The 25,775-nt window shown below is 60.4% G+C and carries 22 protein-coding genes; 10 read left to right on the top strand and 12 right to left on the bottom strand.

All coding sequences use genetic code 11. The features are described from left to right. Positions 1-19: 19 nt before the first annotated feature. From V8G57_RS10620 to V8G57_RS10605, 4 genes are all read left to right on the top strand, one after another. Positions 20-1,276 (top strand): AmpG family muropeptide MFS transporter, encoded by a 1,257-nt coding sequence (locus tag V8G57_RS10620; protein ID WP_092395465.1) that lies wholly within the window; start codon positions 20-22, stop codon positions 1,274-1,276. A 152-nt stretch (positions 1,277-1,428) separates the two neighbouring features. Continuing rightward, positions 1,429-3,351: a PrkA family serine protein kinase gene (locus V8G57_RS10615; protein WP_092395463.1), complete on the top strand. Its 1,923-nt coding sequence runs from the start codon at positions 1,429-1,431 to the stop codon at positions 3,349-3,351. A 57-nt stretch (positions 3,352-3,408) separates the two neighbouring features. Further along, the gene (locus V8G57_RS10610; protein WP_092395461.1) at positions 3,409-4,674 is read left to right on the top strand and encodes a YeaH/YhbH family protein; all 1,266 of its coding nucleotides are present in this window, start codon (positions 3,409-3,411) and stop codon (positions 4,672-4,674) included. Next, positions 4,671-6,200 carry a SpoVR family protein gene (locus V8G57_RS10605; RefSeq protein WP_092395459.1) on the top strand — a complete coding sequence of 510 codons (1,530 nt, stop codon included), beginning with the start codon at positions 4,671-4,673 and terminating at the stop codon, positions 6,198-6,200. Before V8G57_RS10610 ends, V8G57_RS10605 begins: the two co-directional genes overlap by 4 nt. A 59-nt stretch (positions 6,201-6,259) precedes the next feature. Here the strand turns inward: V8G57_RS10605 and guaD are convergent, their stop codons facing one another. From guaD to xdhA, 4 genes are read right to left on the bottom strand one after another with little or no spacing between them, the layout of a single operon-like run. Next, positions 6,260-7,612 (bottom strand): guanine deaminase, encoded by a 1,353-nt coding sequence (gene guaD, locus V8G57_RS10600; protein WP_342829351.1) that lies wholly within the window; start codon positions 7,610-7,612, stop codon positions 6,260-6,262. 56 nt (positions 7,613-7,668) lie between these two features. After that, positions 7,669-8,757: a xanthine dehydrogenase accessory protein XdhC gene (xdhC, locus tag V8G57_RS10595; RefSeq protein WP_342829350.1), complete on the bottom strand. Its 1,089-nt coding sequence runs from the start codon at positions 8,755-8,757 to the stop codon at positions 7,669-7,671. Positions 8,758-8,771: 14 nt separating this feature from the next. Beyond that, positions 8,772-11,135 carry a xanthine dehydrogenase molybdopterin binding subunit gene (gene xdhB, locus V8G57_RS10590; protein ID WP_342829349.1) on the bottom strand — a complete coding sequence of 788 codons (2,364 nt, stop codon included), beginning with the start codon at positions 11,133-11,135 and terminating at the stop codon, positions 8,772-8,774. Between the two features lie 9 nt (positions 11,136-11,144). Then, positions 11,145-12,674 (bottom strand): xanthine dehydrogenase small subunit, encoded by a 1,530-nt coding sequence (gene xdhA, locus V8G57_RS10585; RefSeq protein ID WP_342829348.1) that lies wholly within the window; start codon positions 12,672-12,674, stop codon positions 11,145-11,147. Between the two features lie 230 nt (positions 12,675-12,904). Between xdhA and V8G57_RS10580 the strand changes: the two genes are divergently transcribed. Further along, complete coding sequence (locus tag V8G57_RS10580; RefSeq protein WP_342829346.1) at positions 12,905-13,042, top strand: hypothetical protein; 138 nt, start codon at positions 12,905-12,907, stop codon at positions 13,040-13,042. Positions 13,043-13,171: 129 nt separating this feature from the next. Further along, complete coding sequence (locus tag V8G57_RS10575; protein WP_342829345.1) at positions 13,172-14,473, top strand: NCS2 family permease; 1,302 nt, start codon at positions 13,172-13,174, stop codon at positions 14,471-14,473. A gap of 80 nt (positions 14,474-14,553) precedes the next feature. Here the strand turns inward: V8G57_RS10575 and metH are convergent, their stop codons facing one another. The 3 genes from metH to rocD form a co-directional block, all read right to left on the bottom strand. Further along, positions 14,554-18,315: a methionine synthase gene (metH, locus tag V8G57_RS10570; RefSeq protein WP_342829344.1), complete on the bottom strand. Its 3,762-nt coding sequence runs from the start codon at positions 18,313-18,315 to the stop codon at positions 14,554-14,556. A 119-nt stretch (positions 18,316-18,434) separates the two neighbouring features. Further along, positions 18,435-19,313, bottom strand: coding sequence for a dimethylarginine dimethylaminohydrolase family protein (locus V8G57_RS10565; protein ID WP_342829343.1), 879 nt, complete (start codon positions 19,311-19,313; stop codon positions 18,435-18,437). After that, positions 19,310-20,548: an ornithine--oxo-acid transaminase gene (gene rocD / locus V8G57_RS10560; RefSeq protein WP_342829342.1), complete on the bottom strand. Its 1,239-nt coding sequence runs from the start codon at positions 20,546-20,548 to the stop codon at positions 19,310-19,312. Before rocD ends, V8G57_RS10565 begins: the two co-directional genes overlap by 4 nt. Before the next feature lie 238 nt (positions 20,549-20,786). Between rocD and V8G57_RS10555 the strand changes: the two genes are divergently transcribed. Then, a complete protein-coding gene (locus V8G57_RS10555) occupies positions 20,787-21,254 on the top strand; it encodes an Lrp/AsnC family transcriptional regulator (protein WP_342829341.1) in 468 nt (155 codons plus the stop codon). Positions 21,255-21,260: 6 nt separating this feature from the next. On the opposite strand, the gene V8G57_RS10550 is transcribed toward V8G57_RS10555, so the two are convergent. Both V8G57_RS10550 and V8G57_RS10545 read right to left on the bottom strand, forming a co-directional pair. Beyond that, on the bottom strand, positions 21,261-21,587 hold the full coding sequence (locus V8G57_RS10550; RefSeq protein WP_092395441.1) for a type II toxin-antitoxin system RelE/ParE family toxin: 327 nt from the start codon (positions 21,585-21,587) through the stop codon (positions 21,261-21,263). Then, positions 21,584-21,856, bottom strand: a complete 273-nt coding sequence (locus tag V8G57_RS10545) for a type II toxin-antitoxin system Phd/YefM family antitoxin (RefSeq protein ID WP_092395439.1) — start codon at positions 21,854-21,856, stop codon at positions 21,584-21,586. The genes V8G57_RS10550 and V8G57_RS10545 overlap by 4 nt, the downstream gene beginning before the upstream one ends. Positions 21,857-22,066: 210 nt before the next feature. Between V8G57_RS10545 and V8G57_RS10540 the strand changes: the two genes are divergently transcribed. Next, a complete protein-coding gene (locus V8G57_RS10540) occupies positions 22,067-22,699 on the top strand; it encodes a cysteine hydrolase family protein (protein ID WP_342829340.1) in 633 nt (210 codons plus the stop codon). Positions 22,700-22,728: 29 nt separating this feature from the next. Further along, positions 22,729-23,130, top strand: a complete 402-nt coding sequence (locus V8G57_RS10535; protein ID WP_014008107.1) for a tautomerase family protein — start codon at positions 22,729-22,731, stop codon at positions 23,128-23,130. Here the strand turns inward: V8G57_RS10535 and V8G57_RS10530 are convergent. Next, positions 23,122-23,511 (bottom strand): 2Fe-2S iron-sulfur cluster-binding protein, encoded by a 390-nt coding sequence (locus tag V8G57_RS10530; protein ID WP_342829339.1) that lies wholly within the window; start codon positions 23,509-23,511, stop codon positions 23,122-23,124. The two genes, V8G57_RS10535 and V8G57_RS10530, sit on opposite strands and share 9 nt — an antisense overlap. 23 nt (positions 23,512-23,534) lie before the next feature. Between V8G57_RS10530 and V8G57_RS10525 the strand changes: the two genes are divergently transcribed. Continuing rightward, positions 23,535-23,693: a DUF3096 domain-containing protein gene (locus tag V8G57_RS10525; protein WP_092395435.1), complete on the top strand. Its 159-nt coding sequence runs from the start codon at positions 23,535-23,537 to the stop codon at positions 23,691-23,693. Between the two features lie 9 nt (positions 23,694-23,702). Here the strand turns inward: V8G57_RS10525 and V8G57_RS10520 are convergent, their stop codons facing one another. Then, entirely contained in the window at positions 23,703-24,605 is a 903-nt protein-coding gene (locus V8G57_RS10520; RefSeq protein ID WP_342829338.1) for a LysR family transcriptional regulator, read from the bottom strand. Positions 24,606-24,672: 67 nt separating this feature from the next. Continuing rightward, positions 24,673-25,752 carry a BMP family ABC transporter substrate-binding protein gene (locus tag V8G57_RS10515; protein WP_342829337.1) on the bottom strand — a complete coding sequence of 360 codons (1,080 nt, stop codon included), beginning with the start codon at positions 25,750-25,752 and terminating at the stop codon, positions 24,673-24,675. Positions 25,753-25,775 lie beyond the last annotated feature (23 nt).

Below are 25,775 nucleotides of genomic sequence, written 5' to 3'. Positions count from 1 at the left end.
CGCCGCCGCGGGCGCATCCATGACATCAGATTCAAATCCCTGGCATCACTATCTCAACCGGCGCATGCTGATCTGCGCCTTCCTCGGCTTCAGTTCTGGCCTGCCGCTGTTCATCCTGCTCAGTTTGCTGCAAGCCTGGCTGAGTAAATCCGGCCTTGATGTGAAAGCGCTCGGCCTGTTCGCGCTGGTGATGTTTCCCTACACCTGGAAATTCCTGTGGTCGCCGCTGATGGACCGCTTTCATTTCGGCAAGCTGGGCCGCCGGCGCAGCTGGATGATGCTGACCCAGGCCAGCCTGTTCGTCGCCATCGGCAGCATGGGCATGCTTGATCCGCACGCCCAGGTGGCGGCGATTGCCTTCATGGCGTCGCTGGTGGCGTTCCTGTCGGCCAGCCAGGATATCGTGATCGACGCCTACCGGCGCGAGATCCTGCCCGACAGCGAGCAGGGCCTGGGTGCGGCGATCAACGTCAACGCCTACAAGGTAGCGGGCATGGTGCCGGGCGCCTTGTCGCTGTTCCTGGCCGACCACATGAGCTGGCAAGCGGTATTCTGGATCACGGCAGGGTTCATGCTGCCGGGCCTGGTCTGTACCCTGATGATCAAGGAACCGGCGGTATACGGCGCGCCGCCCAAGAACCTGCGGCAGGCTGTGGTATTGCCGTTCCAGGAATTCATCGCCCGCGACGGCTGGCGCAGCGCGTTGTGGGTGCTGGCTTTCATCTTCCTGTACAAGCTCGGCGACAGCATGGCGACCGCGCTTGCTACCAGGTTTTATATCGATCTCGGTTTTTCGCTGACCCAGATCGGCGTCATTTCCAAGACCACCAGCTTGTGGGCCAGCCTGGTCGGCGGCCTGGTCGGCGGCATCTGGATGGTGCAGATCGGGATTAACCGCGCCTTGTGGATCTTCGGCGTGGTGCAGGCTGTGACCATCCTCGGTTTTGCCTGGCTGGCCCAGGCCGGCCCGGATCCGCTGGTGCTGGCCATCGTGATCGGCGGCGAGGCGTTCGGCGTCGGCCTCGGCACCGCCGCTTTCGTGGCCTATATCGCGCGCACCACCGATCCGCGCTACACGGCGACCCAATACGCCCTGTTTACCAGCCTTGCTGCGGTGCCGCGCACCTTTATCAATTCCTCGGTCGGTTATATTGTTGCTGAAACCGGCTGGTTCCATTTTTTCATTTTATGTTTTGTGCTGGCGCTGCCGGGGATGTTGATTTTATTCAAGGTCGCACCGTGGAATGAAAAAACAGAAAACCCTGTTGCATCTTAGAAAAAGGTTTAGAATCAAATCGTGTAATCCTCTTCTGGGCCGCATCGAAAAACGAAGCTGGCTGACCAAGGAACTGTGCGTATCTGAAGAGGTCGAATTCGGTAGAAATAATCTTCAATTTGTTTTCGCAACATCGTTGATGCGGGGGTGATATGGATATCTACAGCAGCTTTGCGAGTCGGTTCGACAAAACCAGAGAAGAAGAATTTTCCTTAGAAGAATATCTTGCGCTTTGTAAGACTGACCCCAGCTGTTATGCAACAGCCGGGGAACGCATGCTGATGGCGATAGGCGAACCGCATCAGGTCGATACGCGGCACGACCCTTCCTTGTCGCGGATCTTTGCCAACAAGGTGCTCAAGGTCTATCCGGCGTTCAAGGAATTCTACGGCGCTGAAGAAGTGATCGAACAAGTGGTCGCTTATTTCCGGCACGCGGCGCAAGGCCTGGAAGAACGCAAGCAGATCCTCTATCTGCTCGGTCCGGTGGGCGGCGGCAAATCGTCGATCGCCGAACGCCTCAAACAATTGATGGAGCATGTGCCGTTCTATTCCCTCAAGGGATCGCCGGTCAACGAGTCGCCGCTGGGCCTGTTCGATTACGAAGAGGACGGCGCCATCCTGGAAGAACAGTACGGCATCCCGCGCCGCTATCTCAAATCGATACTGAGCCCGTGGGCGGTCAAGCGGCTGCATGAGTTCAACGGCGACATCCGCAAGTTCCGCGTGGTCAAACGCTATCCGTCGATCCTGCGGCAAGTCGCGATTTCCAAGACAGAGCCGGGCGATGAAAACAACCAGGACATTTCCACCCTGGTCGGCAAGGTCGATATCCGCAAGCTGGAGCAATATTCGCAAGACGATGCCGACGCCTACAGCTACTCCGGCGGGCTGTGCCTGTCGAACCAGGGTTTGCTGGAGTTCGTCGAAATGTTCAAGGCGCCGATCAAGGTGCTGCATCCTTTGCTGACTGCAACCCAGGAAGGCAATTTCAAGGGCACCGAAGGTTTCGGCGCGATCCCGTTCGACGGCATCATCCTGGCCCACTCCAACGAGTCGGAATGGAAGGCGTTCCGCAACAACAAGAACAACGAAGCCTTGCTGGATCGCATCTACATCGTCAAGGTGCCGTATTGCCTGCGGGTGTCGGAAGAAATCAAGATCTACGAAAAGCTGATCCGCACTTCATCGCTGGGCAAGGCGATCTGCGCGCCGGGCACGCTGAAAATGATGGCGCAGTTTTCCATCCTGACGCGGCTGGGCGAGCCGGAGAACTCCAGCATCTTCTCGAAAATGCAGGTGTATGACGGCGAGAACCTGAAGGACAGCGATCCGAAAGCCAAGTCGTTCCAGGAATACCGCGATTATGCCGGTGTCGACGAGGGCATGACCGGGGTCTCGACCCGCTTCGCTTTCAAGATACTGTCGCGCGTATTCAATTTCGATTCGACCGAAGTGGCCGCCAATCCGGTGCACCTGATGTATGTGCTGGAACAGCAGATCGAACGCGAGCAGTTCCCGCAAGAGGTCGAGCAGAAATACCTGTCGTACGTGAAAGATACGCTGGCGACGCGTTATGCCGAGTTCATCGGCAAGGAAATCCAGACCGCCTACCTGGAATCGTATTCCGAATACGGCCAGAACGTCTTCGACCGCTACGTTACCTATGCCGATTTCTGGATACAGGACCAGGAATTCCGCGACCATGACACCGGCGAAAGCTTTGACCGCGCGGCCTTGAACGGCGAGCTGGAAAAAATCGAAAAACCTGCCGGCATCAGCAATCCCAAGGATTTCCGTAACGAAATCGTTAATTTCGTGTTGCGCGCACGGGTCTCGAACGCCGGCAAGAATCCGCTCTGGACCAGTTACGAAAAACTGCGCGTGGTGATCGAGAAGAAAATGTTCTCGAATACCGAAGACTTGTTACCGGTCATTTCATTCAACGCCAAAGGTTCGAACGAAGAATTGCGCAAGCATGAAGATTTCGTCAATCGCATGGTCAGCAAGGGTTACACGCCGAAACAGGTGCGCTTGCTGTGCGAATGGTATCTGCGCGTGCGCAAATCGTCGTAAGGTGGGAATTGGGCACGCATTGGATAAATGCAGCGACTCACCCTAGGAGAGCCGACCGTGTTGCATCAGATAATCGACCGTAGACTGTCTGGCAAGAACAAAAGCATTGCCAACCGGGAGCGTTTCTTGCGGCGCTTCCGGGCGGCCATCCATCGCTCGGTGACGGAAGCCGTGCGCGACCGCGGCATCAAGGAAATCGAGAACGCCAAGAGCATCAGCATCCCGCGCAAGGGCATCAGCGAACCGGTATTCGGCCACGGCCCCGGCGGCAAGCGCGAGATGGTCCATCCCGGCAACCAGGATTACCTGCAAGGCGACCGCATTGCCCGCCCGGAAGGCGGCCAGGGCGGTGGCGGCAGCTCGGCCAGCGACCACGGCGAAGGCGAAGACGAGTTCGTGTTCCAGCTCTCGCGCGAAGAATTCATGCAGTATTTCTTTGAAGACCTGGAGTTGCCGCGCCTGATCAAGACCAACCTGCTGGCGGTGCCGAGCTGGAAAAACATGCGCGCCGGCTATTCGACAGACGGCACGCCCAACAACATCGACATCGTGCGTTCCCTGCGCAGCTCGCTGGGACGCCGGATTGCGCTTGGTTCGCCGCTGGTGGTCAAGCTGCGCGAGCTGGAATTGCTGATGGAGACGCTCAAGGCCGATCCGCAAGACCGGCGTGATGAAATCAAGCGCCTGGAGGACGATATCCATCACCTGAAGGGGCGCATCTGGCGCATTCCGTTCATCGATCCTTTCGACCTGCGCTACGTCAACCGGGTCAAGGTGCCGCAGCCGTCAAGCCGGGCCGTGATGTTTTGCGTGATGGACGTATCGGGCTCGATGGATGAGCAGCGCAAAGACTTGTCGAAGCGTTTCTTTATCCTGCTTTACCTGTTCCTGACCCGTAACTATGAACATATCGAAGTGGTTTTCATCCGCCATCACACGCGCGCCGACGAGGTCGATGAAGAAACCTTCTTTCATTCCCAGGAAAGCGGCGGCACGGTAGTATCGAGCGCGCTGGAGCTGATGAAGCAGATCATCGACGACCGTTATCCGCCGGGCGACTGGAATATCTACGGCGCGCAAGCCTCCGACGGCGATAACTGGAATGACGATTCGCCCAAATGCCGGCAGCTGCTGGAACTTGAAATACTGCCGCGCTCGCGCTATTTCGCCTACATCCAGGTTACCGTCGAAGAACAGAACCTATGGACAGAATATCAGCAGATCGCTGCGGTCAATCCCCAGTTTGCCATGAAAAAAGTGCAGGCTGCCAGCGAGATCTATCCGGTGTTCCGCGAACTGTTTGAAAAGCAGGTGCAGTCATGAACGACCGTCTGATCCGCCAGCCCTTGCCTTGTCCGTCCGACTGGACTTTCGACCTGATCGAGCTGTACAACGATGAGATTGCCCGCGTCGCGGCCAATTACAAGCTGGATATCTATCCCATCCAGCTCGAAATCATCACCGCCGAACAGATGATGGATGCCTATGCTTCCGCCGGCATGCCGGTGAATTACCGGCACTGGTCGTTCGGCAAGCATTTCCTGATGACCGAACGCGACTACAAGCGCGGACAGATGGGGCTGGCCTACGAAATCGTCATCAATTCGAATCCCTGCATCGCCTACCTGATGGAAGAAAACACCATGACCATGCAGGCGCTGGTGGTGGCGCATGCGGCGTATGGGCATAATTCTTTCTTCAAGGGCAACTACCTGTTCCAGCTGTGGACCGACGCCCACGCCATCATCGATTACCTGGTTTATGCCAAGGCCTACATTGCCGAATGCGAAGAACGCTACGGTTTTTCCAAGGTCGAGGAACTGCTCGATTCCTGCCATGCCTTGATGCATTACGGTGTCGACCGCTACAAGCGGCCGCAGAAACTGTCGCTGGAAAAAGAGCGGGCGCAACGGCGCGAGCGGGCCGAATACATGCAATCGCAGGTCAATGAATTGTGGCGCACCTTGCCGGAGAAAAAATCGGAAGCGGCCGAGCAGGTGGAAGGGCGCTTCCCGCCCGAGACGCAAGAGAACCTGCTGTATTTCGCCGAAAAGAATTCCCCGCTGCTGGAATCATGGGAACGCGAAGTGATCCGCATCGTGCGCAAGATCGCACAGTATTTCTATCCGCAGCGCCAGACCCAGGTCATGAATGAAGGCTGGGCCACGTTCTGGCATTACACCATCCTCAACACGCTGTACGACGAGGGCAAGCTGACCGACGGCTTCATGATGGAGTTCCTGCATTCGCACAGCAATGTGGTGTACCAGCCGCCGGTGACCAAATCGTATTACAGCGGCATGAATCCGTATGCGCTGGGCTTCGGCATGATGAGCGACATCCGCCGCATCTGCGAAAAGCCCACCGACGAAGACCGGCAATGGTTTCCCGAACTGGCGGGAACGCCTTGGCTGGACACCTTGCATTACGCGATGCGCAATTTCAAGGATGAGAGTTTTGTCGCCCAGTACCTGTCGCCGAAGCTGATACGCGACATGCGCCTGTTCGCGGTACTGGACGACGAGAACCGCAGCGAACTGGAAGTCTCGGCGATCCATAACGACGCCGGTTACCAGTATGTGCGGCAAGCCCTGTCACGGCAGTACGACATCAACCACCGCGAACCGAACATCCAGGTCTGGTCGGTCAACACACGCGGCGACCGCAGCCTGACGCTGCGCCATTTCCGCAGCGACGGCCGGCCGCTGGCGGACGGCACCGACGAAATCCTGCGGCATATGGCGCGCCTGTGGCAGTTTGATGTGTACCTGGAGAGCGTCGACGACAGCGGCAATGTCTTGCAACGCTATGAATGCGTCAGCGAAAACAAGTATGCGCTGCGGCCATGAAACACGATTGGCAACGACGCTGATGCAAGCAGCCAGCCCGGTCAAACCGGGCTGTTTTTTTACTGGCTGGCCGCAGTCCGGCTATGCACCAGCTTGCCGGCGGCATAGGTCGCGGCAATCGCCCGGTCGTCGCCCAGCAAGGCCAGCGCAAACAGCAGTTCTTCCAGGCTCTCGGTACGTTCGCTGCGGCGCGCCAGCAGCGGCGTGGCTTGCGGATCGAGCACGATGAAATCGGCTTCGGCGCCGGCCGCGAAATTGCCGATCGTGCCTTCCAGCTGCATGCTGCGCGCGCCGCCCAGCGTCGCCAGGTAGAACATCCGCATTGCCGGCAGGTAGGTGGTCGCCATGCGCGCCACCTTGTAGGCTTCGTTCATGGTTTGCAGCATGGAGAAACTGGTGCCGCCGCCGACGTCGGTCGCCAGCGACAACGGCACGGCCGCCGCATCGGCGCCTTTGAAATCGAACAGGCCGCTGCCGAGGAACAGGTTGGAAGTCGGACAGATCGCGATAGCCGATTGCGTCTCCGCCATGCGCTGGCGATCATGGTTATCGAGCCAGACGCAATGGCCGTACATGGAGCGCGGACGCAGCATGCCGTATTTGTCGTAAACATCCATGTAGCTGCGCGATTCGGGGAACAGCGACTTAACCCAGGCAACTTCATCGATATTTTCCGCAGCGTGGGTTTGCAGGTAGACGTCCGGATGCGCCTGCGCCAGCTCGCCAGCCAGTTGCAGCTGGGCGTTGCTGGAGGTCGGCGCAAAACGCGGCGTGATTGCATACAGCTGGCGGCCGCGCTTGTGCCATTTCTTCAGCAGCTCTTCACTGTCGCGGATGCCGCCTTCGGCGGTGTCTTGCAGGAACTCAGGACAATTCCTGTCCATCAGCACCTTGCCGGTCACCATGCGCAGGTTGCGTGCTTCGCTGGCGCTGAAGAAGGCATCCACCGAAACCGGATTGACGGTGCAGTACACCATCGCGGTGGTGGTGCCGCAGCGCAGCAACTCATCGATGAAGAAGGTGGCGACATCCTTGGCGTGGGCCGGATCGCTGAACTTGCGCTCGGTCGGGAACGTATATTTTTCCAGCCACGGCAGCAAACCCGGCGCCGGCGACGCGATCATGTCGGTTTGCGGGTAGTGCAGGTGGGTATCGATGAAGCCGGGCATGATGATCTTGCCGCGGTAGTCCTGGATCTTCAGTTCGCCTTTCAGCTCAGCCCGCAATTGCGCCGACAGCTGCTGGTAATCGCCGGCCGCCACCACCTTGCCGTCGGCCACCAGCAGCAAGCCGTCTTCATGCCATGCATAAGCGTCGGCATGGTGCGCCGGATCGGCATGGAAATGGAGAACGCCGGCGCGGTATGCCTGCAAGGAGGATTGGTCGATATTGCTGAAGCTGATGACTGCCATGAAACTATCCTTGAATGAAAGCGCGTGCAAGCGCTGCTATGAATAACTGATGCGAACTATATCGGGCTGACCAGCTGCGAGTGCAACTGCGGCGCCGCGGTCTGCTGTTGCCTGGCGATCTGTTCCCAGACCTGCAGCAGCTGCGCGGTGACCGAGGCGGCGATGACCGCCGGCTCCTTGCCGACAATGCCCGGGATGCCGATCGGACAGACCATGTCGGCCAGCCGTTCAAGAGCAATGCCGCGCTCGTGCAGACGATGTTCGAACTGCATGCGTTTGCTTTTCGAACCGATCAGGCCGAACCAGGCCACGCCGTCGCGCTGCAAGATCTGCGCCGACAAGCGCTGGTCCAGCGCATGGTTGTGCGTCATGACCAGGAAGCTGGAGCCGGCCGGGGCGCCATCCACGATGGCTTCCGGCGTATCGGTTGCTTCCACGCGGACATTGGCCGGCAATTCGTCCGGGAACATTTCTTCCCGCTCGTCGATCCAGACTACCCGGCACGGCAGGTCGCCCAGCGCCCTGACGATGGCCGCGCCGACATGGCCGGCGCCGAACAGGAACAGCAGCGGCCGGGTCGCCAGGCAGGCATCGAGCAGCCAGCGCTTGCCGTTATCGTCGCGCAAGACCAGGCAGGCGCCGAGGGCGTTGACGGATGGCGTCGACAAAGAGGGCAGGGTCGGCAACCGTCCCGGTCCGTGCAGGCGTTCGCCGTCGCCGTCGCACAAAGCCGGCGGCGCGGCGTCGTCCAGCGCCACCAGGCGCCAGCTGTCCTCTGCTTCGCGCAGGCGGCGCTGCAGGAAACTGAAATAGTCGGCCGCGGCCGGGGTCACCCGTTCAAACGCCAGGTGTACCACGCCGCCGCAGCATTGGCCCAGCGATGGCCCGAGAGAAAAACGCTGCAAGCGGCGCTCGCGGCTCAGCGACAAGCCTTCGTCCAGCATCTCGCGGGCAATCCTGACCGCCTGCAATTCGAGATGGCCGCCGCCTATGGTGTCGAACTGCCCGACTGCGGTCACCACCATCTTTGCGCCCGGCTCGCGCGGACCGGAACCTTCGACCTGGGCCACGGTGACCAGGATCGCCGTGGTGGTTTGCGCGGGTTGCGTAATCAGCGTGGTGAGTGCGTCCAGCCAGTTGCTCATGATGTGCCTCCCGGTCAGGCAGCGCGCGCCATGGCGCGCACCGCGTCGACCGACTTCAGGATCGCTTCGCTGGTCGCCGGTGCGTTCAGCGGCGGATTGAAGCGCTTGCCGCCGACGCTGGCGATCGCATCGCGGATCGCGAAAAAGACAGAGAACGGCAGCAGCAAAGGCGGTTCGCCGACGGCTTTGGAGCGATGGATGCTGTCTTCGACGTTGCGGTTCTTGAACAGCTTGACGCGGAAATCCTGGGGACAGTCGGAAACGCCCGGGATCTTGTAAGTCGACGGTGCGTGCGTCATCAGCTTGCCGTCCTTGTTCCACCACAGTTCTTCGGTGGTGAGCCAGCCCATGCCCTGGATGAAAGCGCCTTCAACCTGGCCGATGTCCAGCGCCGGATTGAGCGACTGGCCGGCATCGTACAAGGCGTCGGCGCGCAGCAGCTTCCATTCGCCGGTGAAGGTGTCGACCACCACTTCCGACACCGAGGCGCCGTAAGCGAAGTAGGAGAACGGGCGGCCGGTCATGGTTTTCGGATCCCAGTGCAAGCCTGGCGTGGCGTAGAAACCATCCGACCACAACTGGACCCGCGACAGATACGCTTTCTGCGCCAGGTCGCCGAAAGCCATGCTGTGTTCGCCGAGATGGACTGCGCCGGCGGCGAACACCACCGCCTTGGCGTCGCCGCCATGCAATTTGGCGAAGAACTCCGCCAGGCGCCGGCGAATCGTATGGGCGGCATCCTGCGCGGCCTTGCCGTTCAGGTCGGCACCGGTGGACGCCGCAGTGGCCGACGTGTTGGCGACCTTGCTGGTGTCGGTGGCGCTGACGCGCACCAGTTCCAGCGGGATCCCGAGTTCATGCGCCACGACCTGCGCCACCTTGGTATTGATGCCCTGGCCCATTTCGGTGCCGCCGTGATTGACCAGCACCGAGCCGTCGGTGTACACGTGGACCAGCGCGCCGGCCTGGTTGAAGTGGGTGACGTTGAAGGCGATGCCGAATTTGACCGGGGTCAGCGCCAAGCCTTTTTTCAGCACCGGGCTGCCGGCGTTGAAGGTTTCGATGGCGGCGCGCCGTTGCCGGTATTCGCTGCTGGCTTCGAGTTCGGCCACCAGTTCATGGATCACGTTGTCGACGATTTTCTGGCCGTACTGGGTGACGTTGCGGCCTTCTTCATCGTTGCGGCCGTAGAAATTCAGTTTGCGGATATCGAGCGGATCGCGGCCCAGGTTGCGGGCGATTTCATCGACGATGTATTCGATCGCAATCGCGCCCTGCGGGCCGCCAAAACCGCGGAAGGCGGTGTTCGACTGGGTATTGGTCTTGCCGCAGCTCGCTTTGATGTCGACATCGGACAGGTAGTAGGTATTGTCGAAATGGCAGACCGCGCGGGTAGCCACCGGCGCCGACAGGTCGGCCGAGAAGCCGGCGCGGCTCACCATGTCGACTTTTGCGGCGACAATCCGGCCGGCGTCGTCGTAACCCACTTCGTAATCGTAATAGAAGCAATGGCGCTTGCCGGTCACCATCATGTCGTCGTCGCGGTCGGCGCGCAGCTTGACCGGACGTTTCAGCTTGGCCGCGGCGATCGACGCCACTGCCGCCCACAAGGCGGATTGCGATTCCTTGCCGCCGAAACCGCCGCCCATGCGCCGGCATTCCACCACGATGTTATGCGAATGCACGCCCAGCGCATGCGCCACCACGTGTTGCATCTCGGTGGGGTGCTGGGTCGAGCACAGCACCAGCATGCCGTTCTGTTCTTTCGGGATGGCGTAGGAAATCTGGCCTTCCAGGTAAAACTGTTCCTGGCCGCCGACATACAGCTGGCCGCTGACGCGGTGCGCCGCGGTTTCGAAAGCTTGCTGCGCATTGCCGCGCGCCAGGTGCATAGGCGGCAATACATAGGATTTCGCCGCATGCGCCGCTTGCGGCGTCAGGATGGCCGGCAGCTCTTCATAATCGATGACCACCTTGCGCACCGCGCGGCGCGCATTGTCGTGGCTGTCCGCGACCACCGCGAAGATCGGCTGCCCCACGTATTCGACCAGGTCCTTGGCCAGGATCGGATCATCGTGGAGGATCGGACCGCAGTCGTTGGTGCCGGGGATGTCGGCCTCGGTGAAGACTGCCACCACGCCAGGCGCGCTGCGCACCGCGTCGAAGTTGATCGAACGGATCCGGGCATGGGCCTTTTGCGACATGCCGAGCGCGGCGTGCAAAGTGCCTTGCGCTTCCGGGATATCGTCGGTATAGGTAGCTTCGCCCAGCACATGCAATATCGCCGATTCGTGCGGATGCGACTGGCCGACTTCGGCCCAGGCCGAACTGTTGCCTTGCGGCGTTGGTTTCATAAAAACTTCAGTTTGCTTATTCATGATGTCGACTCAGGCACACACAAAAGGATTCACCTGATCGCTGCGCAACGGCGCATCGATGCGGGTTTCCAGCCAGAAGCGGCGCAACAGGTTTTGCGACGTCTTCATCCGGTATTCGCTGGAGGCGCGCATGTCGGACAACGGTTTGTAGTCGTCCGTCATCAGCGCTACCGCGTTTTCCAGCACGCTTTCGCCCCACACCTGGCCGCGCAGGGCGGCCTCGGTCAGCGTGGCGCGCTTCGGCGTTGCCGCCATGCCGCCGTAGGCAATCCGGATATCGCTGATCGTGTCGCCGGCCAGCGTGATCGAAAACGCTGCGCAGACGGCTGAGATATCCTGGTCGAAGCGTTTGGCCAGCTTGTAGGTGCGGAAGCGCTGCCCGGCATGCGGCAGCGGGATGCGCACGGCTTCGACGAATTCATCGGCCTGCATGTCTTTCTTCATGTAGTCGAGGTACAGCGCTTCCAGCGGCATCGCGCGCTGCCCGGCCGGACCGCGCAGCACCACTTGCGCACCGAGTGCGATCAGCCATGGCGGCGAGTCGCCGATAGGCGAGCCGTTGGCGACGTTGCCGCCCAGGGTGCCGGCGTTGCGGATCGGCAGCGAGGCGAAACGCTGCCACATTTCCGACAGTTCGGGATAGTGCTTGCAGATCTCGGCATAGGCGTCATTCAACGTTACGCCGGCGCCGATTTCCAGTTGTCCGTCGCGGCTGGCGACAGCGTTCAGTTCGCTCACCTGGCCGAGGTAGATGATGTCGCCCAGGTCGCGCATCTGCTTGGTCACCCACAAGCCGACGTCGGTCGATCCGGCCAGTATCCGCGCGCCGGGATTGGCGGCGCGTACCGCCACCAGCTGCACCAGGGTGCGCGGCGCGTAGAAAGCCTGGCCGTCGTGGCGGTAGACGAACATGTCGTCGCGTTGCAAGGGCTGCAGCGCCTGTTGCAGGGCCTGGCGGTCGAACCCGACTGCCGGCAATTCACCCATCCGGTGCGCAGCGTCGATGATAGGGCGGTAGCCGGTGCAGCGGCACAGGTTGCCGGACAGCGCGATGTCTATATCCTTGCGTTGCAGCGGCTGGCAGGCACTTGCGCCCGCGGCGCTGCAGGCAGGCGCCTGGCTGCCGTCGTTTTTCAGGTACAAGTCCCACAGCGACATCACAAAACCGGGCGTGCAGAAACCGCATTGCGAGCCGTGGCATTCGACCATGGCTTGCTGCACCGGATGCAAGGCGCCGTTGTCCTGTTTCAGGTCTTCGACGGTATACAAGGCTTTGCCGTCCAGCGTCGGCAAGAACTGGATGCAGGAATTGACCGATTTGAGCGTGACGCCGTCGGCAGTCTGTTCACCGATGACGACAGTGCAGGCGCCGCAATCGCCTTCGGCGCAGCCTTCCTTGCTGCCGGTGCAGTGCAGGTCTTCCCGCAGGTGCTGCAAGATGGTGCGGGTGGGCGCGGCCTGGTCTACCGCGTGGATTTCTCCACGGTAGTAGAAACGGATGACGCTATCGGCCGTGGAATGAGGGGCTGGCGTAGGCAAGGCAATCTCCAATCTGGTTTAGCTGCTGCTGCAAAAACCATGCCTTTGGACCGTATTGCCGCTATCGCCTGGGTGCGGGTTAGGTAGGACTAGGCTGGCTTTGCAACGGCCTATTAATTATGAGCCCAGATTAGCATTTGCGCCGCTGCGCCATATAGCGAAACGGCTGATGTCAGGTATCTGGAAAATGGAATAGGGAATGAATAAGTAATTCATGGAAGCAAATACTGGTGTCACAAACAGGGTATTGGCATTTTGTGGTGCATTTGATAATTTCCGGAATTTTCGAGAATGAGGAAATCGTCGGCGGCCGCAAATCCGGGGCTATCAATGCGGCGGCGGGAGCGGTTATCATCTCGCTGGAATAATTGATATTTATCCCGGAGCATACTTGTGACCCCATTCTGTAACACATTACTTTGCCGGAACCCCGCGCCAAGCGGGGCCGCGCGGCAGCCAGAAAACCAAAAACAACAATAATCAAGGAGACACACGTAATGCAATTGCTAGAAAATTTCTTCAAGCTCAAGGAAAACGGTACTGATGTCCGCACCGAGCTGATCGCCGGGTTGACCACTTTCCTGACGATGGCCTACATCATCTTCGTCAACCCCGCCATCCTGGGCGACGCCGGCATGCCGAAAGGCGCCGTTTTCGTTGCCACCTGCGTGGCCGCCGCCATCGGCACCCTGATCATGGCGCTCTATGCCAACTACCCGATTGCACTGGCGCCCGGCATGGGCCTCAACGCCTACTTTGCCTACGCCGTGGTGAAGGGCATGGGCGTGTCGTGGGAAGTGGCGCTCGGCGCGGTCTTCATTTCCGGTTGCCTGTTCATCATTGTCAGCCTGGTCGGCATCCGCGGCATGATCGTCAATGGCATCCCGCCCACGATACGGATTGCGATTACTTCCGGCATCGGCCTGTTCCTCGGTTTCATCGCGCTCAAGAGCTCGGGCCTGGTGGTTGCCAATTCGGCAACTTTCGTGCAGATCGGCGACCTGCACCAGATCCCGGTGATCCTGTCGATTGTCGGTTTCCTGCTGATCGTGGTGCTGGACCACCTGAAGGTCAAGGGCGCGATCCTGATCGGCATCCTGGCCGTGACCGTGCTGAGCTTCCTGGTGGGCGGCAATACCTTCACCGGCGTGGTTGCGATGCCGCCGTCGATCGAGCCGACCCTGTTCAAGCTCGACATCATGGGTGCCTTGTCGATGGGCATCCTCAACATCGTGCTGGTGTTTTTCCTGGTCGAGATGTTCGACGCCACCGGCACCATGATGGGCGTGGCGAACCGCGCCGGCCTGCTGGTCAACGGCAAGATGGCGCGTCTTAACAAGGCTTTGCTGGCGGACAGCACGGCAATTGTAGCCGGCACCCTGCTGGGCACCTCCAGCACCACCGCTTATGTCGAAAGCGCCGCCGGGGTCCAGGCCGGCGGCCGGACCGGCCTGACTTCGCTGGCGGTCGGCATCCTGTTCCTGGCTTGCCTGTTCATTTCGCCGCTGGCCGGCGCGGTGCCGGCCTATGCCACCGCGCCGGCATTGTTTTATGTCGCCGGCCTGATGCTGCGCGAACTGGTGCACCTGGATTGGGAAGACAGCACTGAAAGCGTGCCTGCCGTGATCACGGTGCTGATGATCCCGTTCACCTATTCGATCGCCAACGGGATTGCCTTCGGCTTCATCTCGTACGCCGCGCTGAAACTGTTCACCGGCCGCGCCAGGCAGGTGCCGGTGATGGTGTGGGTGATTGCCGCGATCTTCCTGTTCAAGTTCATCCACCTGGGCGGCGACTGACGACGGGGTTGCTTACCGGTTGAAATAATGGCCGAAAAAAAGGGAGCGTTTCAAAACGCTCCCTTTTTTATAAGTGCGATTTACAAATTCGGCGCCAGCCAGCGTTCGACATCGTCTTTGCTGACATCGCGCCGCGCCGCCATGTCGCTGACCTGGTCGTCGCCGATCTTGCCGACCACGAAATACTTCGATTCAGGATGGGCAAAATAAAAGCCCGATACCGCGGCGCCAGGGAACATGGCGAACGATTCGGTGACCTGCATGCCGATCTCGTCGCACTGCAAGAGCTGGAACATGTCGGCCTTGACCGTGTGTTCCGGGCAGGCGGGATAACCGGGAGCAGGGCGGATGCCGCTGTAGCTTTCCTTGATCAGGGCTTCGTTGGACAGGCTTTCGTCAGGCACGTAACCCCACAGGTCCTTGCGCACCCGTTCGTGCATGTATTCGGCAAAGGCTTCCGCCAGGCGGTCGGCCAGCGATTTCAGCATGATCGAGGAATAATCGTCGTGGGCATCCTCGAAGCGTTTTTCGTATTTCTCGATGCCGATGCCGCTGGTGACGGCGAACAGGCCGATATAGTCGGCAATCCCGGACGACTTCGGCGCAATGAAGTCGGACAGGCACTGGTTGGGCCGGGGCACGCCGTCGATCACCGGCTTCACGGTTTGCTGGCGCAAGCCGTAGTAAGTGAATGCGACTTTCTCTCGCGTTTCATCGGTATAGATTTCAATATCGTCGTCGTTCACCGTATTGGCCGGCATCAGCGCGATGACGCCGTTGGCGGTCAGCCAGCGGCCGTCGATCAGCTTCTTCAGCAGCGCCTGGCCTTCTTCGAACACCTTGCTGGCGGCTTCGCCCACCACTTCATCCTTGAGGATGGCCGGATACGGGCCGGCCAGGTCCCAGGTCTGGAAGAACGGGCCCCAGTCGATGTAGCGCGCCAGCGTGCCGAGATCGACGTTCTTGAATACGCGGCGGCCGATGAATTTCGGCTTGACCGGCGCAAACCGGAGCCGCGCGCGATTCTCGCGAGCCGCCGCCAGGGTCAGCAAAGGCACCGCCTTCTTGTTGGCGTGCTGTTCGCGTATGCGTTCGTAATCGACCGCGATTTCATCGATATACTGGTCGCGCTGCTCCGGCGTGAGCAGCGACTGCGCCACCGAAACCGAGCGCGATGCATCAGGCACGTAGACCACCGGTCCTTCGTAGTTCGGCGCGATCTTCACCGCGGTATGGGCGCGGCTGGTGGTGGCGCCGCCGATCAGCAGAGGCATCTTGACGCTGCGGAAATACGGATCGCGCTGCATTTCCTTGGCGACGTGCGCCATTTCTTCCAGCGACGGCGTGATCAGGCCGCTCAGGCCGATGATGTCGGCGTTCTCGGCTTTCGCCATGGCCAGGATTTCCGAACACGGCACCATCACGCCCATGTTCACCACTTCAAAGTTGTTGCATTGCAGGACCACGGACACGATGTTCTTGCCGATGTCGTGCACGTCGCCCTTGACCGTGGCGATCACGATCTTGCCCTTGGGCTTGGCGGCGATGCCGGTCAGTTCTTCATGCAGGCGTTTTTCTTCCTCGATGTAGGGAATCAGGTGAGCCACCGCCTGTTTCATCACGCGCGCCGACTTGACCACCTGCGGCAGGAACATCTTGCCCTGGCCGAACAGGTCGCCGACGATATTCATGCCGTCCATCAGCGGGCCTTCGATCACATGGATAGGCCGGCCGCCGTTGCCCAGCAATTCCTGGCGCGCTTCTTCCGTGTCTTCGACGATCCACTGCGTGATGCCTTGCACCAGCGCATGCGCCAGCCGCTGCTGCACGGTGCCGCTGCGCCATTCCAGCGTTGCTTCTTCCTTCTTGTCGCCGGCCTTCAGGGTCGAGGCGATCTCGATCATGCGCTCGGTCGCATCGTCCCGGCGGTTCAGCACCACGTCCTCGACCCGCTCGCGCAATTCGGCCGGCAGGTTGTCGTAGACGCCCATCATGCCGGCGTTGACGATGCCCATGGTCATGCCGGCCTTGATCGCGTGATACAGGAACACGGTATGGATCGCTTCGCGCGCCGGATCGTTGCCGCGGAAGCTGAAGCTGACGTTGGAGACGCCGCCGCTGATCTTGGCGTGCGGCAGGTTCTCGCGTATCCAGCGGGTGGCGTTGATGAAATCGACGGCGTAGTTGTTGTGTTCTTCGATACCGGTCGCGATGGCGAAAATGTTCGGGTCGAAAATGATGTCTTCCGGCGGGAAACCGATCTGGTCCACCAGCAATCTGTAAGCGCGCTCGCAGATTTCGATCTTGCGCTCGAAGGTGTCGGCCTGGCCTTTTTCATCGAAGGCCATGACGATCACGGCGGCGCCGTAGCGGCGGCACAGCTTGGCCTGGCGCAGGAATTCCGGCTCGCCTTCCTTCATCGAGATCGAGTTGACGATCGCCTTGCCTTGCACGCATTTCAGGCCGGCTTCGATCACCGTCCATTTGGACGAATCGATCATGATCGGCACCCGCGCGATGTCCGGCTCGGAGGCGATCAGGTTGAGGAAGCGCTGCATCGCCGCCATGGAATCGAGCATCGCCTCATCCATGTTGATATCGATGACTTGCGCGCCGTTCTCGACCTGCTGGCGCGCTACCGCCAGCGCTTCATCGTACTGTTCGTTGAGGATCAGGCGCGCGAACGCCTTGGAGCCGGTGACGTTGGTGCGTTCGCCGACGTTGACGAACAGCGAATCGTCGTCGATGGTGAACGGCTCCAGTCCTGACAAGCGCATTTCATGCGTGGTCTCCGGCACGGCGCGCGGCGGGATCTTGGCGACGGTGTCGGCAATCGCCTTGATATGCGGCGGCGTAGTGCCGCAGCAACCCCCGGCGATGTTGACGAAACCGCTTTCGGCGAAATCCTTGAGCAGCGACGAGGTGACGTCCGGGGTTTCATCGAAGCCGGTGTCGCTCATCGGGTTGGGCAAGCCGGCGTTCGGATAAATGCAGACGAAGGTATCGGCGATTTTCGACAGCTCTTCAGCGTAAGGCCGCATCAAGGCCGCGCCCAGCGCGCAGTTGAGGCCGACCGTCAGCGGCTTGGCGTGGCGGATCGAATTCCAGAACGCCGGCACGGTTTGTCCCGACAGGATGCGGCCGGAAGCGTCGGTGACGGTGCCGGAAATCATGATCGGCAGGCGCAGGCCGGATTCTTCAAAGAAGGTGTCGATGGCGAACAGCGCTGCCTTGCAGTTGAGCGTGTCGAAAATGGTTTCGACCAGCAGCACGTCGGCGCCGCCCTCGACCAGGCCGCGCGTCTGTTCCAGGTAGGCGGCGACCAGCTGGTCGAAAGTGACGTTGCGCGCGGCTGGATCGTTGACGTCGGGCGAAATCGACGCTGTCTTTGGCGTCGGCCCCAGTGCGCCGGCGACGAAGCGCGGCTTGTCCGGCGTCGAGTACTTGTCGCAGGCGGCGCGCGCCAGCTTGGCCGAAACCACGTTCATCTCATAGGCCAGCTGCGCCATATGGTAATCGTCCTGGGCCACCGTGGTGGCGCCGAAGGTGTTGGTCTCGATCAGGTCGGCGCCGGCCGCCAGGTACTGCTCATGGACTTCGCTGATGATGTGCGGCTGGGTCAGCGACAGCAGTTCGTTATTGCCTTTGACGAACAGCTCGCGGCCGGGGCCGGTAAAGTCGATGAAACGGCCCTTGGGACCGCCGCGATAATCTTCTTCCGTCAGCTTGTACTGCTGGATCATGGTGCCCATCGCGCCATCCAGGATCAGGATGCGCTGCGCAAGCAGCTGGCGCAGGCGGGTTTCGGTGGATACGGTCGAAGCTGCAGCGGTTGGTGTCATTAACGTACTCTGGTCAGTGGGGACGCAAAAAACCCGGTCGCCGATAGCGCCGGGTTTTTTGCAACGGCAATGCCAGAAATTATACGTTAAATCAAGGGCTTGCGTACGCTCCTTGGCTGCTACGCCGCTTGCTGGCTGACCTGCGGCGAGACTGTCTGCTGCGGTTCGTTGAGCTTCAGGGTGAGGCACTTCGCTGCGCCGCCGGCCTTGAGGAACTCGGTCAATGCTGTCTGATGCACAACAAAACCGTGCGCCTGCAACTGCGTCACCAGGGTGTCGGATGCCTGGTTCAGGAAGATGTGGCGGCCGGAATTGACGGTATTGCAAGCAAAATGCAAGGCGTCTTCGCTGCCGACGATGATCCGCTTGTCGGCAGGAACGCGCGCCGCAATGTGCGCTTGCGAGGCAGCGTCGAAGGCTTCCGGGAAATACATGACATAGCCGCCGGCCAACGGGCAGAAGCAGGTATCGAGGTGATAGAAGCGGGCATCGACCAGCTTCAACGGCTGCACTTCGATCTCCAGCAGCTCGGACAGCCTGGTTGCGCAGGCGACGTCGGAACGGTGGCCATGGCCGAACCACAGCAGGTTTTCGCTGCGGTCCATCAAGGCGTCGCCGGCGCCTTCGAAAGGCAGTTCCGGCGGCAGGGTCAGGACCTCGAAGCCATGGGCGGTAAACGCCGCCTCGAAATACACTTCCTCGGCTTGCCGCTCGACGTGGCGGAAACGCGACAGCACCACCTTGTTGCCCAGCACCACGCCGGCATTGGCGGTAAACACCAGGTCAGGCACACCCGGCATGGCCGGCATCATCTTGATCTTCGCTACCTGTCCGATGGCTTCCACCAGCGCCAGCCATTGCTGCATGGCGAGACTCCGGTTGCCATGCGCGATATTGCCAGCCATCCACGGATTAATGACGTAGGACACTTCAAAGTGGTCCGGAGCACACATGAGGAATGTGTCGTCCACGGTATGGTCCAGCAGGTAGTTGGTCATGCGTAGCTCCTTTCGGTCAGGTGAGCGGGGGGTGTGAGTAAAGATGAAAACGTGTGCTTGATCGCTTCCAGCGCAGCGTCGATATCGTTGGCGGTAATGATCAGCGGCGGCGCAAAGCGCACCACCGTGTCGTGCGTGTCTTTCGACAGGATCCCTTGCTGCATCAGGCGTTCGCAGAATTCGCGCGCGGAAATGAAGCCGGGGTCGAGATCCATGCCGATCAGCAAGCCTTTGCCGCGGACCTGGCGGATGGCCGGGTGCTGTATCGCCCGCAGCCCGGTGAGCAAGCGCTCACCCATGCGCTGCGCGTTGTCTGCCAGCTTTTCTTCGCGCAACAGGCGCAAGGCGGCATGGCCGACCGCGGCCGACAGCGGGTTGCCGCCGAAGGTGCTGCCATGGTCGCCGGGCGTAAATACCGCCATCAGGTCTTCCCTGGCCAGGAAGGCCGAGACCGGCAGCAAGCCGCCGCCCAGCGCCTTGCCGAGGATCAGGCCGTCCGGCTTGATGCCGTCGTGGTCGCTGGCCAGCAGGCGGCCGGTGCGGCCCAGCCCGGTCTGCACTTCGTCGCAGATCAGGAGCACATTGTGGCGGTCGCAGATTTCGCGGCACTTCGCCAGGTAGCCTTCGGGCGGCACGATGATGCCGGCTTCGCCCTGGATCGGCTCCACCAGGAAAGCGGCGGTGCGCGGTGTGATGGCGGCTTCCAGCGCCGCGGCGTCGCCGAACGGCACCGTGGCGAAGCCGCCGGAAAACGGGCCGAAGCCGTCGCGGTACTGGGCTTCCGACGAGAAACCGACGATGGTCGTGGTGCGGCCGGCGAAATTGCCGCGGCAGACGATGATTTCAGCTGTCTGGTCGGCGATGCCTTTTACCTTGTGGCCCCATTTGCGGGCTGCCTTGATCGCTGTTTCCACCGCTTCCGCGCCGCTGTTCATCGGCAGCGCCTTGGGCATGCCGGTCATTTCGCACAGCAATTGCAGGAAAGGCCCCAGCTGGTCGCTGTAAAACGCCCGCGAGACCACCGCCAGCTGGCCGGCCTGCTTGCTCAATGCCGCCACCAGGGTCGGGTGGCTGTGGCCGAAACTGACTGCGGAATAGGCCGACATCATGTCCATGTAACGCTTGCCGTCCTGGTCCCACAGCCAGATGCCTTTGCCGCTGCTGAGCACTACCGGCAGCGGTTCATAGTTGTGGGCGCAGTATCGGTCTTCGAGAGTTATTGCATGGTTCTTCATGGTCGGCTCCTGGTGAGGCCACTTCTAAAAACCTAGCGCATGGACCGGCGCAAACGCCAATCGCATCTGGTCCCGGCTGGCGGGCGCCGGCTGCGGTGCTTAGAGGTAGCTGCAAAATGCTGTTTTATAGGTGTGCTGTATCTGGTTACATGATAATCACAAGCACTGGAAATATTTGTGCATAATTGCTCATGAATTCACTGTAATGTGCACGAATCATGCATAAAAGGAGATTGGGATGGAAAAACTCGACCGCTACGACCGTATTTTGCTGCGAACCCTGCAGGTCAACGGCCGCGCATCGAATGTGGAGCTGTCGGAGCAAGTCAACCTGTCGCCGCCGCAGTGCTACCGGCGCGTGCAGCGGCTGGAGAAAGACGGCATCATCCGCGGTTATGCGGCGCAGGTGGAGCCGGCCGCGATCGGACTCGGAGTGGTGGCCTTCGTCAACCTGAACATCGCGCGCGAACAGTTCAAGCAGGTGCGCAAGCTGGAAAAGGCGATCCGGCTGTTCCCGGAAATCCTGGAGTGCTACACGATCTCGGGTGATTTCGATTATTTGCTGAAGGTGGCGGCCAGCGACCTGAAATCGCTGTCGGCGTTCCTGACCGATCGCCTGATGCAAGTGCCGGGAGTGGCGGGGGTGCGGTCCATGGTTTGCCTGGAGGAGATCAAGCCGTCCAGTCCGTTGCCGCTGGCAGATTAAGCGGAGCTAGATTCTCAGCAATCGTTTAGTCAGCAGCGATCTCATGTCCTTGCGGGTATCGCAGACGATGTGGATAAAGACGGTCTGCTGGCGGATTTCATAAATGATCCGATTCATGCCAGAGATGACCTGCCGGTATTGCGTGAGATTCAGGCTTTGAATTTCTTCGGGTACTTTCCCTTTGAGGGGAAAATCCTCAAGGCCATGCACGGTTTCTTTCAGTTTGCGGTAACTGGCCTGCCACGTTTCCTGGCCAAAATTCTTTGTGATGTAGGTTTTCAGTTCCTGCAAATCCAGCTTTGCCGAATTAAGGAAAACGACTTGAAAACTCATTGCGCGTCTTCTTTGTCCAGTTCCGCAAATACGTCAGCCACGGAATGAAGCTGCCCTTGTTCAATTTCGCGGTTGCCTAGCGCCAGAATTTTCAGCAAGGACAAGGTTTCTTCGTGTTCCTCATATGACCGCACGTCCATCACGACAAGTTTGGCTTCGCCGTTCTGGGTAATAAGCATGGGCTCGCGGCTCTCGGTGATGTCCTTGACGATCTCGGCCGCATGGCTCTTGAGGTAGCTGATTGGTTTGACTTGAGTCGAGAATTTCATTACCTGTCTCCTTCCGCTGGAAGCTGCCGTTACGACTGATGGACTGATTATAGTCTGAATTTGGTCTTATTTGTATCTAGAAGCAAAGCGGGAAATTTAAATTTTCAGGCATTTGTGCTGTTCCAGCACAAATAATGTGCCGCCAGCCTGCTGTTCTCCGCTAGGTCGCTGGCTTAACCTGTGTACTCCAGATCACCACCAGGAGTTCACATGACTGCCTCGACTGCAAAACCAAGCGGCAACCCGACCATCCGCGCCATCGTTGGCGCAGCTCCCAGCACCAGCCTGGATCCGCAATCGACGGCTTTGCTGGTGATCGATATCCAGAACGAATATTTCGCCGGAAAACTGCCGATCCCTGACGGGCTGGCGGTGGTGCGCAACGCCAATCGCCTGATTGCCTTCGCCGACAAGCATGGCATGCCGGTATTCCATATCCAGCAATGGGGTTCCGCCGAGCGGCCGCTGTTTACGCAAAACACCGTCATGGCGGAAATCCATCCGGAGGTGCAACGCGCTGCGCATCATTCAATTATTCACAAGACTTTCCCGAGCTCTTTTGCCGGCACCGACCTGCAGCAGCAATTGCAGGCGCGCGGTGTCAAGAAACTGATCATCAGCGGCCTGATGACCAACAATTGCGTGGCGGCCTCCGCTTTCGACGGCGGCGCCCACGGCTATCAAGTCATCATCGCCAGCGACGCCAGCGCCACCCGCGACATCGAAAGCTGGGACGGCAGCGTGGTCAGCCACAAGGACTTGCACAAGGCGGTGCTGACCGGGTTGTCCGATGCCGTCGCAGAAATCCGTACCACCAGCGAAATCCTCGAACTGGCCATCTGAGTTTTTTAACCAAACATGGAGCTGACATCATGCCTATCCTTACCGTACTGCTATCCACCACGCCCGACACCGTCGTTTCCGCCAAGGTCGCCAGCACGCTGTCGCGCCTGACCGCGGCAATCCTGCACAAGAAACCGGAGCTGACTTCGATCGCCATTTCGCACGTCGATCCGGCCCACTGGTTTGTCGGCGGCCCGTCCCTGGCGGCGCAGCGAAAAACCAGTTTTTTCCTCGATATCCGGATTACCGACGAGACCAATACCGCCGACGAGAAGGCGGCGTATATCGACGCCGTCTTCAAGGAAATCGGCGCATTGCTGGGCGAGCTGCATCACGAAAGTTATGTCCATGTCCACGACGTACGTGCCGCGGCTTACGGTTTTGGCGGACTGACGCAGCAGCATCGCGCCGTGGCGGCGCGTTTAGCCTGATGCCGGCAAAGCAGCGGCGCGGGGTTCTTCGATGACCAGGTCCGATTGCGCATAGGCGATGCAGGGCAGGATGTAACCGTCCTTCTTTTCATCGCTGCTCAGGCCCGGCCATTCGATCTGGTAGCGTATTTGTCCGCTCAGCAGACGGCACATGCAGGTGCGGCATGTGCCGTTCCTGCATGAACTCGGCAAATTGATGGCGGAGCGGCGCGCGGCTTCCAGCAAAGGGACGGCCTCCGGCGTGGTGAAGGTCCACCCCTTCGGTTCGATGCGGACAGTGAATTCAGTGTGGAAAATCATCGTATGATGGCGCTCATCTTGTAAAATCGACGGCCCGGCAGCAATCTCGGTTTCCGTTGTGAAGCGGGGCGTGTTTGCCATTTTCCATCATAAAAAGAATGCCTATGAATCTTCATCTGTCGCTCGTACCCGTGGTTTCCCTGCTCGCCGGCGTCCTGATCCTGGTCATGCCGAAACTCTTGAACTATATCGTCGCTTTCTACCTGATCGCCATCGGCCTGATTGGCTTGTTCGGCGGCGGCCATTTTCACCTGCATTTATAAGCAGGCCCATTACTCCCAGCGCGGGCTGCGATACCAGTCAGCGGCAAAATCGACAAACGCCCTGACCTTGGGCGACAGGTGCCGGTTTTGCGGATAGATTGCATACAGGTCGCGCGGTTTCAGCGTGTACCCGGGCAAGACCTGCAGCAGGTCGCCGCGCCGCAAGTCTTCATGCACGATGAACGAACTGGTGGCGGCAATGCCCAGGCCGGCCAAGGCTGCCGAGCGTAATGCAATGCCGGTGTTGGCTTGCAGGTTGCCGCGCACGCTGACTGCATGTTCGCTGCCGTCGGCGGCCTGGAACAGGAATTCATTCGGCTTTTGCGCCAGCGTGTAAGTCAGGCAATTGTGCTGCGCCAGGTCGGCCGGCTGCTGCGGCACGCCTTGCCGTTTCAGGTAATCCGGCGCCGCCGCCAGCAGGATTCCGCAGGTCGCCAGGCGCTTGGCGACCAAGGTCGAGTCGGGCAGGGCGCGCGTCAGGCGCAGCGCAACGTCGAACCCTTCTTCGATGACGTCGACCAGGCGGTCGTTGCAGACCAGGTCAACCTTGAGCTGCGGGTTGGCGAGGATGAACTGCGGCAGCCATTGCGCCAGTTCCAGGGTGCCGAACGCCATCGGCGCGTTGATCCGCAAGGTGCCGGCCGGGCGCGCCTGGTGCGCCGACACCGCTTGCGCGGCGTCATCCAGCTGGTCGAGTATCTGGCGGCTGCGCTCATAATATTCCTGGCCGGCCTCGGTCAGGGCGAAGCGGCGCGTGGTGCGGTTCAGCAGCTGCGCGCCCAGCTCCAGCTCCAGCTGGCGCACCTGGCGCGAGACGATAGTGTGCGACTGGTTGAGTTCTGCCGCCGCAGCAGTGAAGCTGCCGGTTTCGACTACGCGCCGGAATGCACGCATCGCTGCCAGTTGATCCATGCCGCTCCGCCCGGAATAAAACCACAACGCTATCAGAATCGGGCCATGCCTGCCAGGTCAACAGGTCCTAATCCACTTTGAGCTTGCCGCTGGCGATGGCGCTGCCGGTCTCGCGCAGCTTCAGCAGCAGCGGCCGCTGGCGCAGGATTTCGCATTCCGAATAAGCGGCGTCCAGGCCCAGCGCGGTCAGCGCCACCGCGCCTTCTTTCAGGCCGAAGTCAAAACGCGAGGCGGTCGAACCGTTCGCCAGCAGGCCCACCGCCAGGACAATCGCGGTATCGGCATGGACTTCGACATTGTCGAGCACCCGTCCCGGCGCCTGCATGCATTGGTTGACGCCGCTGCCGATCGCCTTGGCGCGCGATTGCGGCGTCAGCGCCTTGAAGATGCCGGGATTGCTGCCGGCGGCGGCGGCCCAGATGACATCGACGCCGTCGCCCAGCATGGTTTTGGTCAGCGCCTCGGCGCGCGGCGGATCGTTGAAAGGCTGCGCGCCTTCCACCCACAGCGGTTCATGCACCGAAATTGCCGGCTTGGCGGCCCGCGCACCGTTGGCGAAAGCCGCGCTGTTCTTTTGGCGCAATGCGGTATTGCTGGCGCCGATCAGCCCGATCTTGCCGCTGCTTGACGCCAGTGCCGCTTGCATGCCGGCCAGGTAGCTGGCTTCGGATTCCCGGAAAGTGATGCAAGTGATGTTGCTGGCGGCATTATCGATGCAATGTTCCAGGATCAGGAAGCGGGTTTGCGGCGCCTGGCGCGCGACCTTGTCCAGTATTTCCTTGAATTCAATGCCCATCACCACCACAATCCCGGCGCCTTGCTGGACCGCATTGTCCAGCTGCTGCTGGCGGCCGGCGCGGGTCGGCTGGCTTTCCAGGGTGCTGGCTTGCAGCCGGTACAGCTTGGCGGCGTTGTTGACGCCGCTGGTTCCTTGCTGCAGCAGCACGTCGTCATTGTTGGGCACCGGCCGCACATAGATGATCTTGGGCAGTTCGGCGGCGCCGGTGATAACGCTGACGCTGGCCAGCAGCAGCGCCAATGGCAGCAATAGCAGCCACCAGCGGGTGCGCGGGTATTCTGGCCTGGGAATAGGGAAAGGTGCGGGGGAGCGTGCGTCGGCACGCGGCGTTTGACTGATCGGCGGCATTGTCTCTTCCTCTTTGTCAGGCG

The organism is Collimonas rhizosphaerae (assembly GCF_038896935.1).
In the GTDB taxonomy this organism is placed as follows: Bacteria; Pseudomonadota; Gammaproteobacteria; order Burkholderiales; family Burkholderiaceae_D; genus Collimonas; species Collimonas rhizosphaerae.
This window is presented reverse-complemented; position numbering and strand designations above follow the sequence as displayed.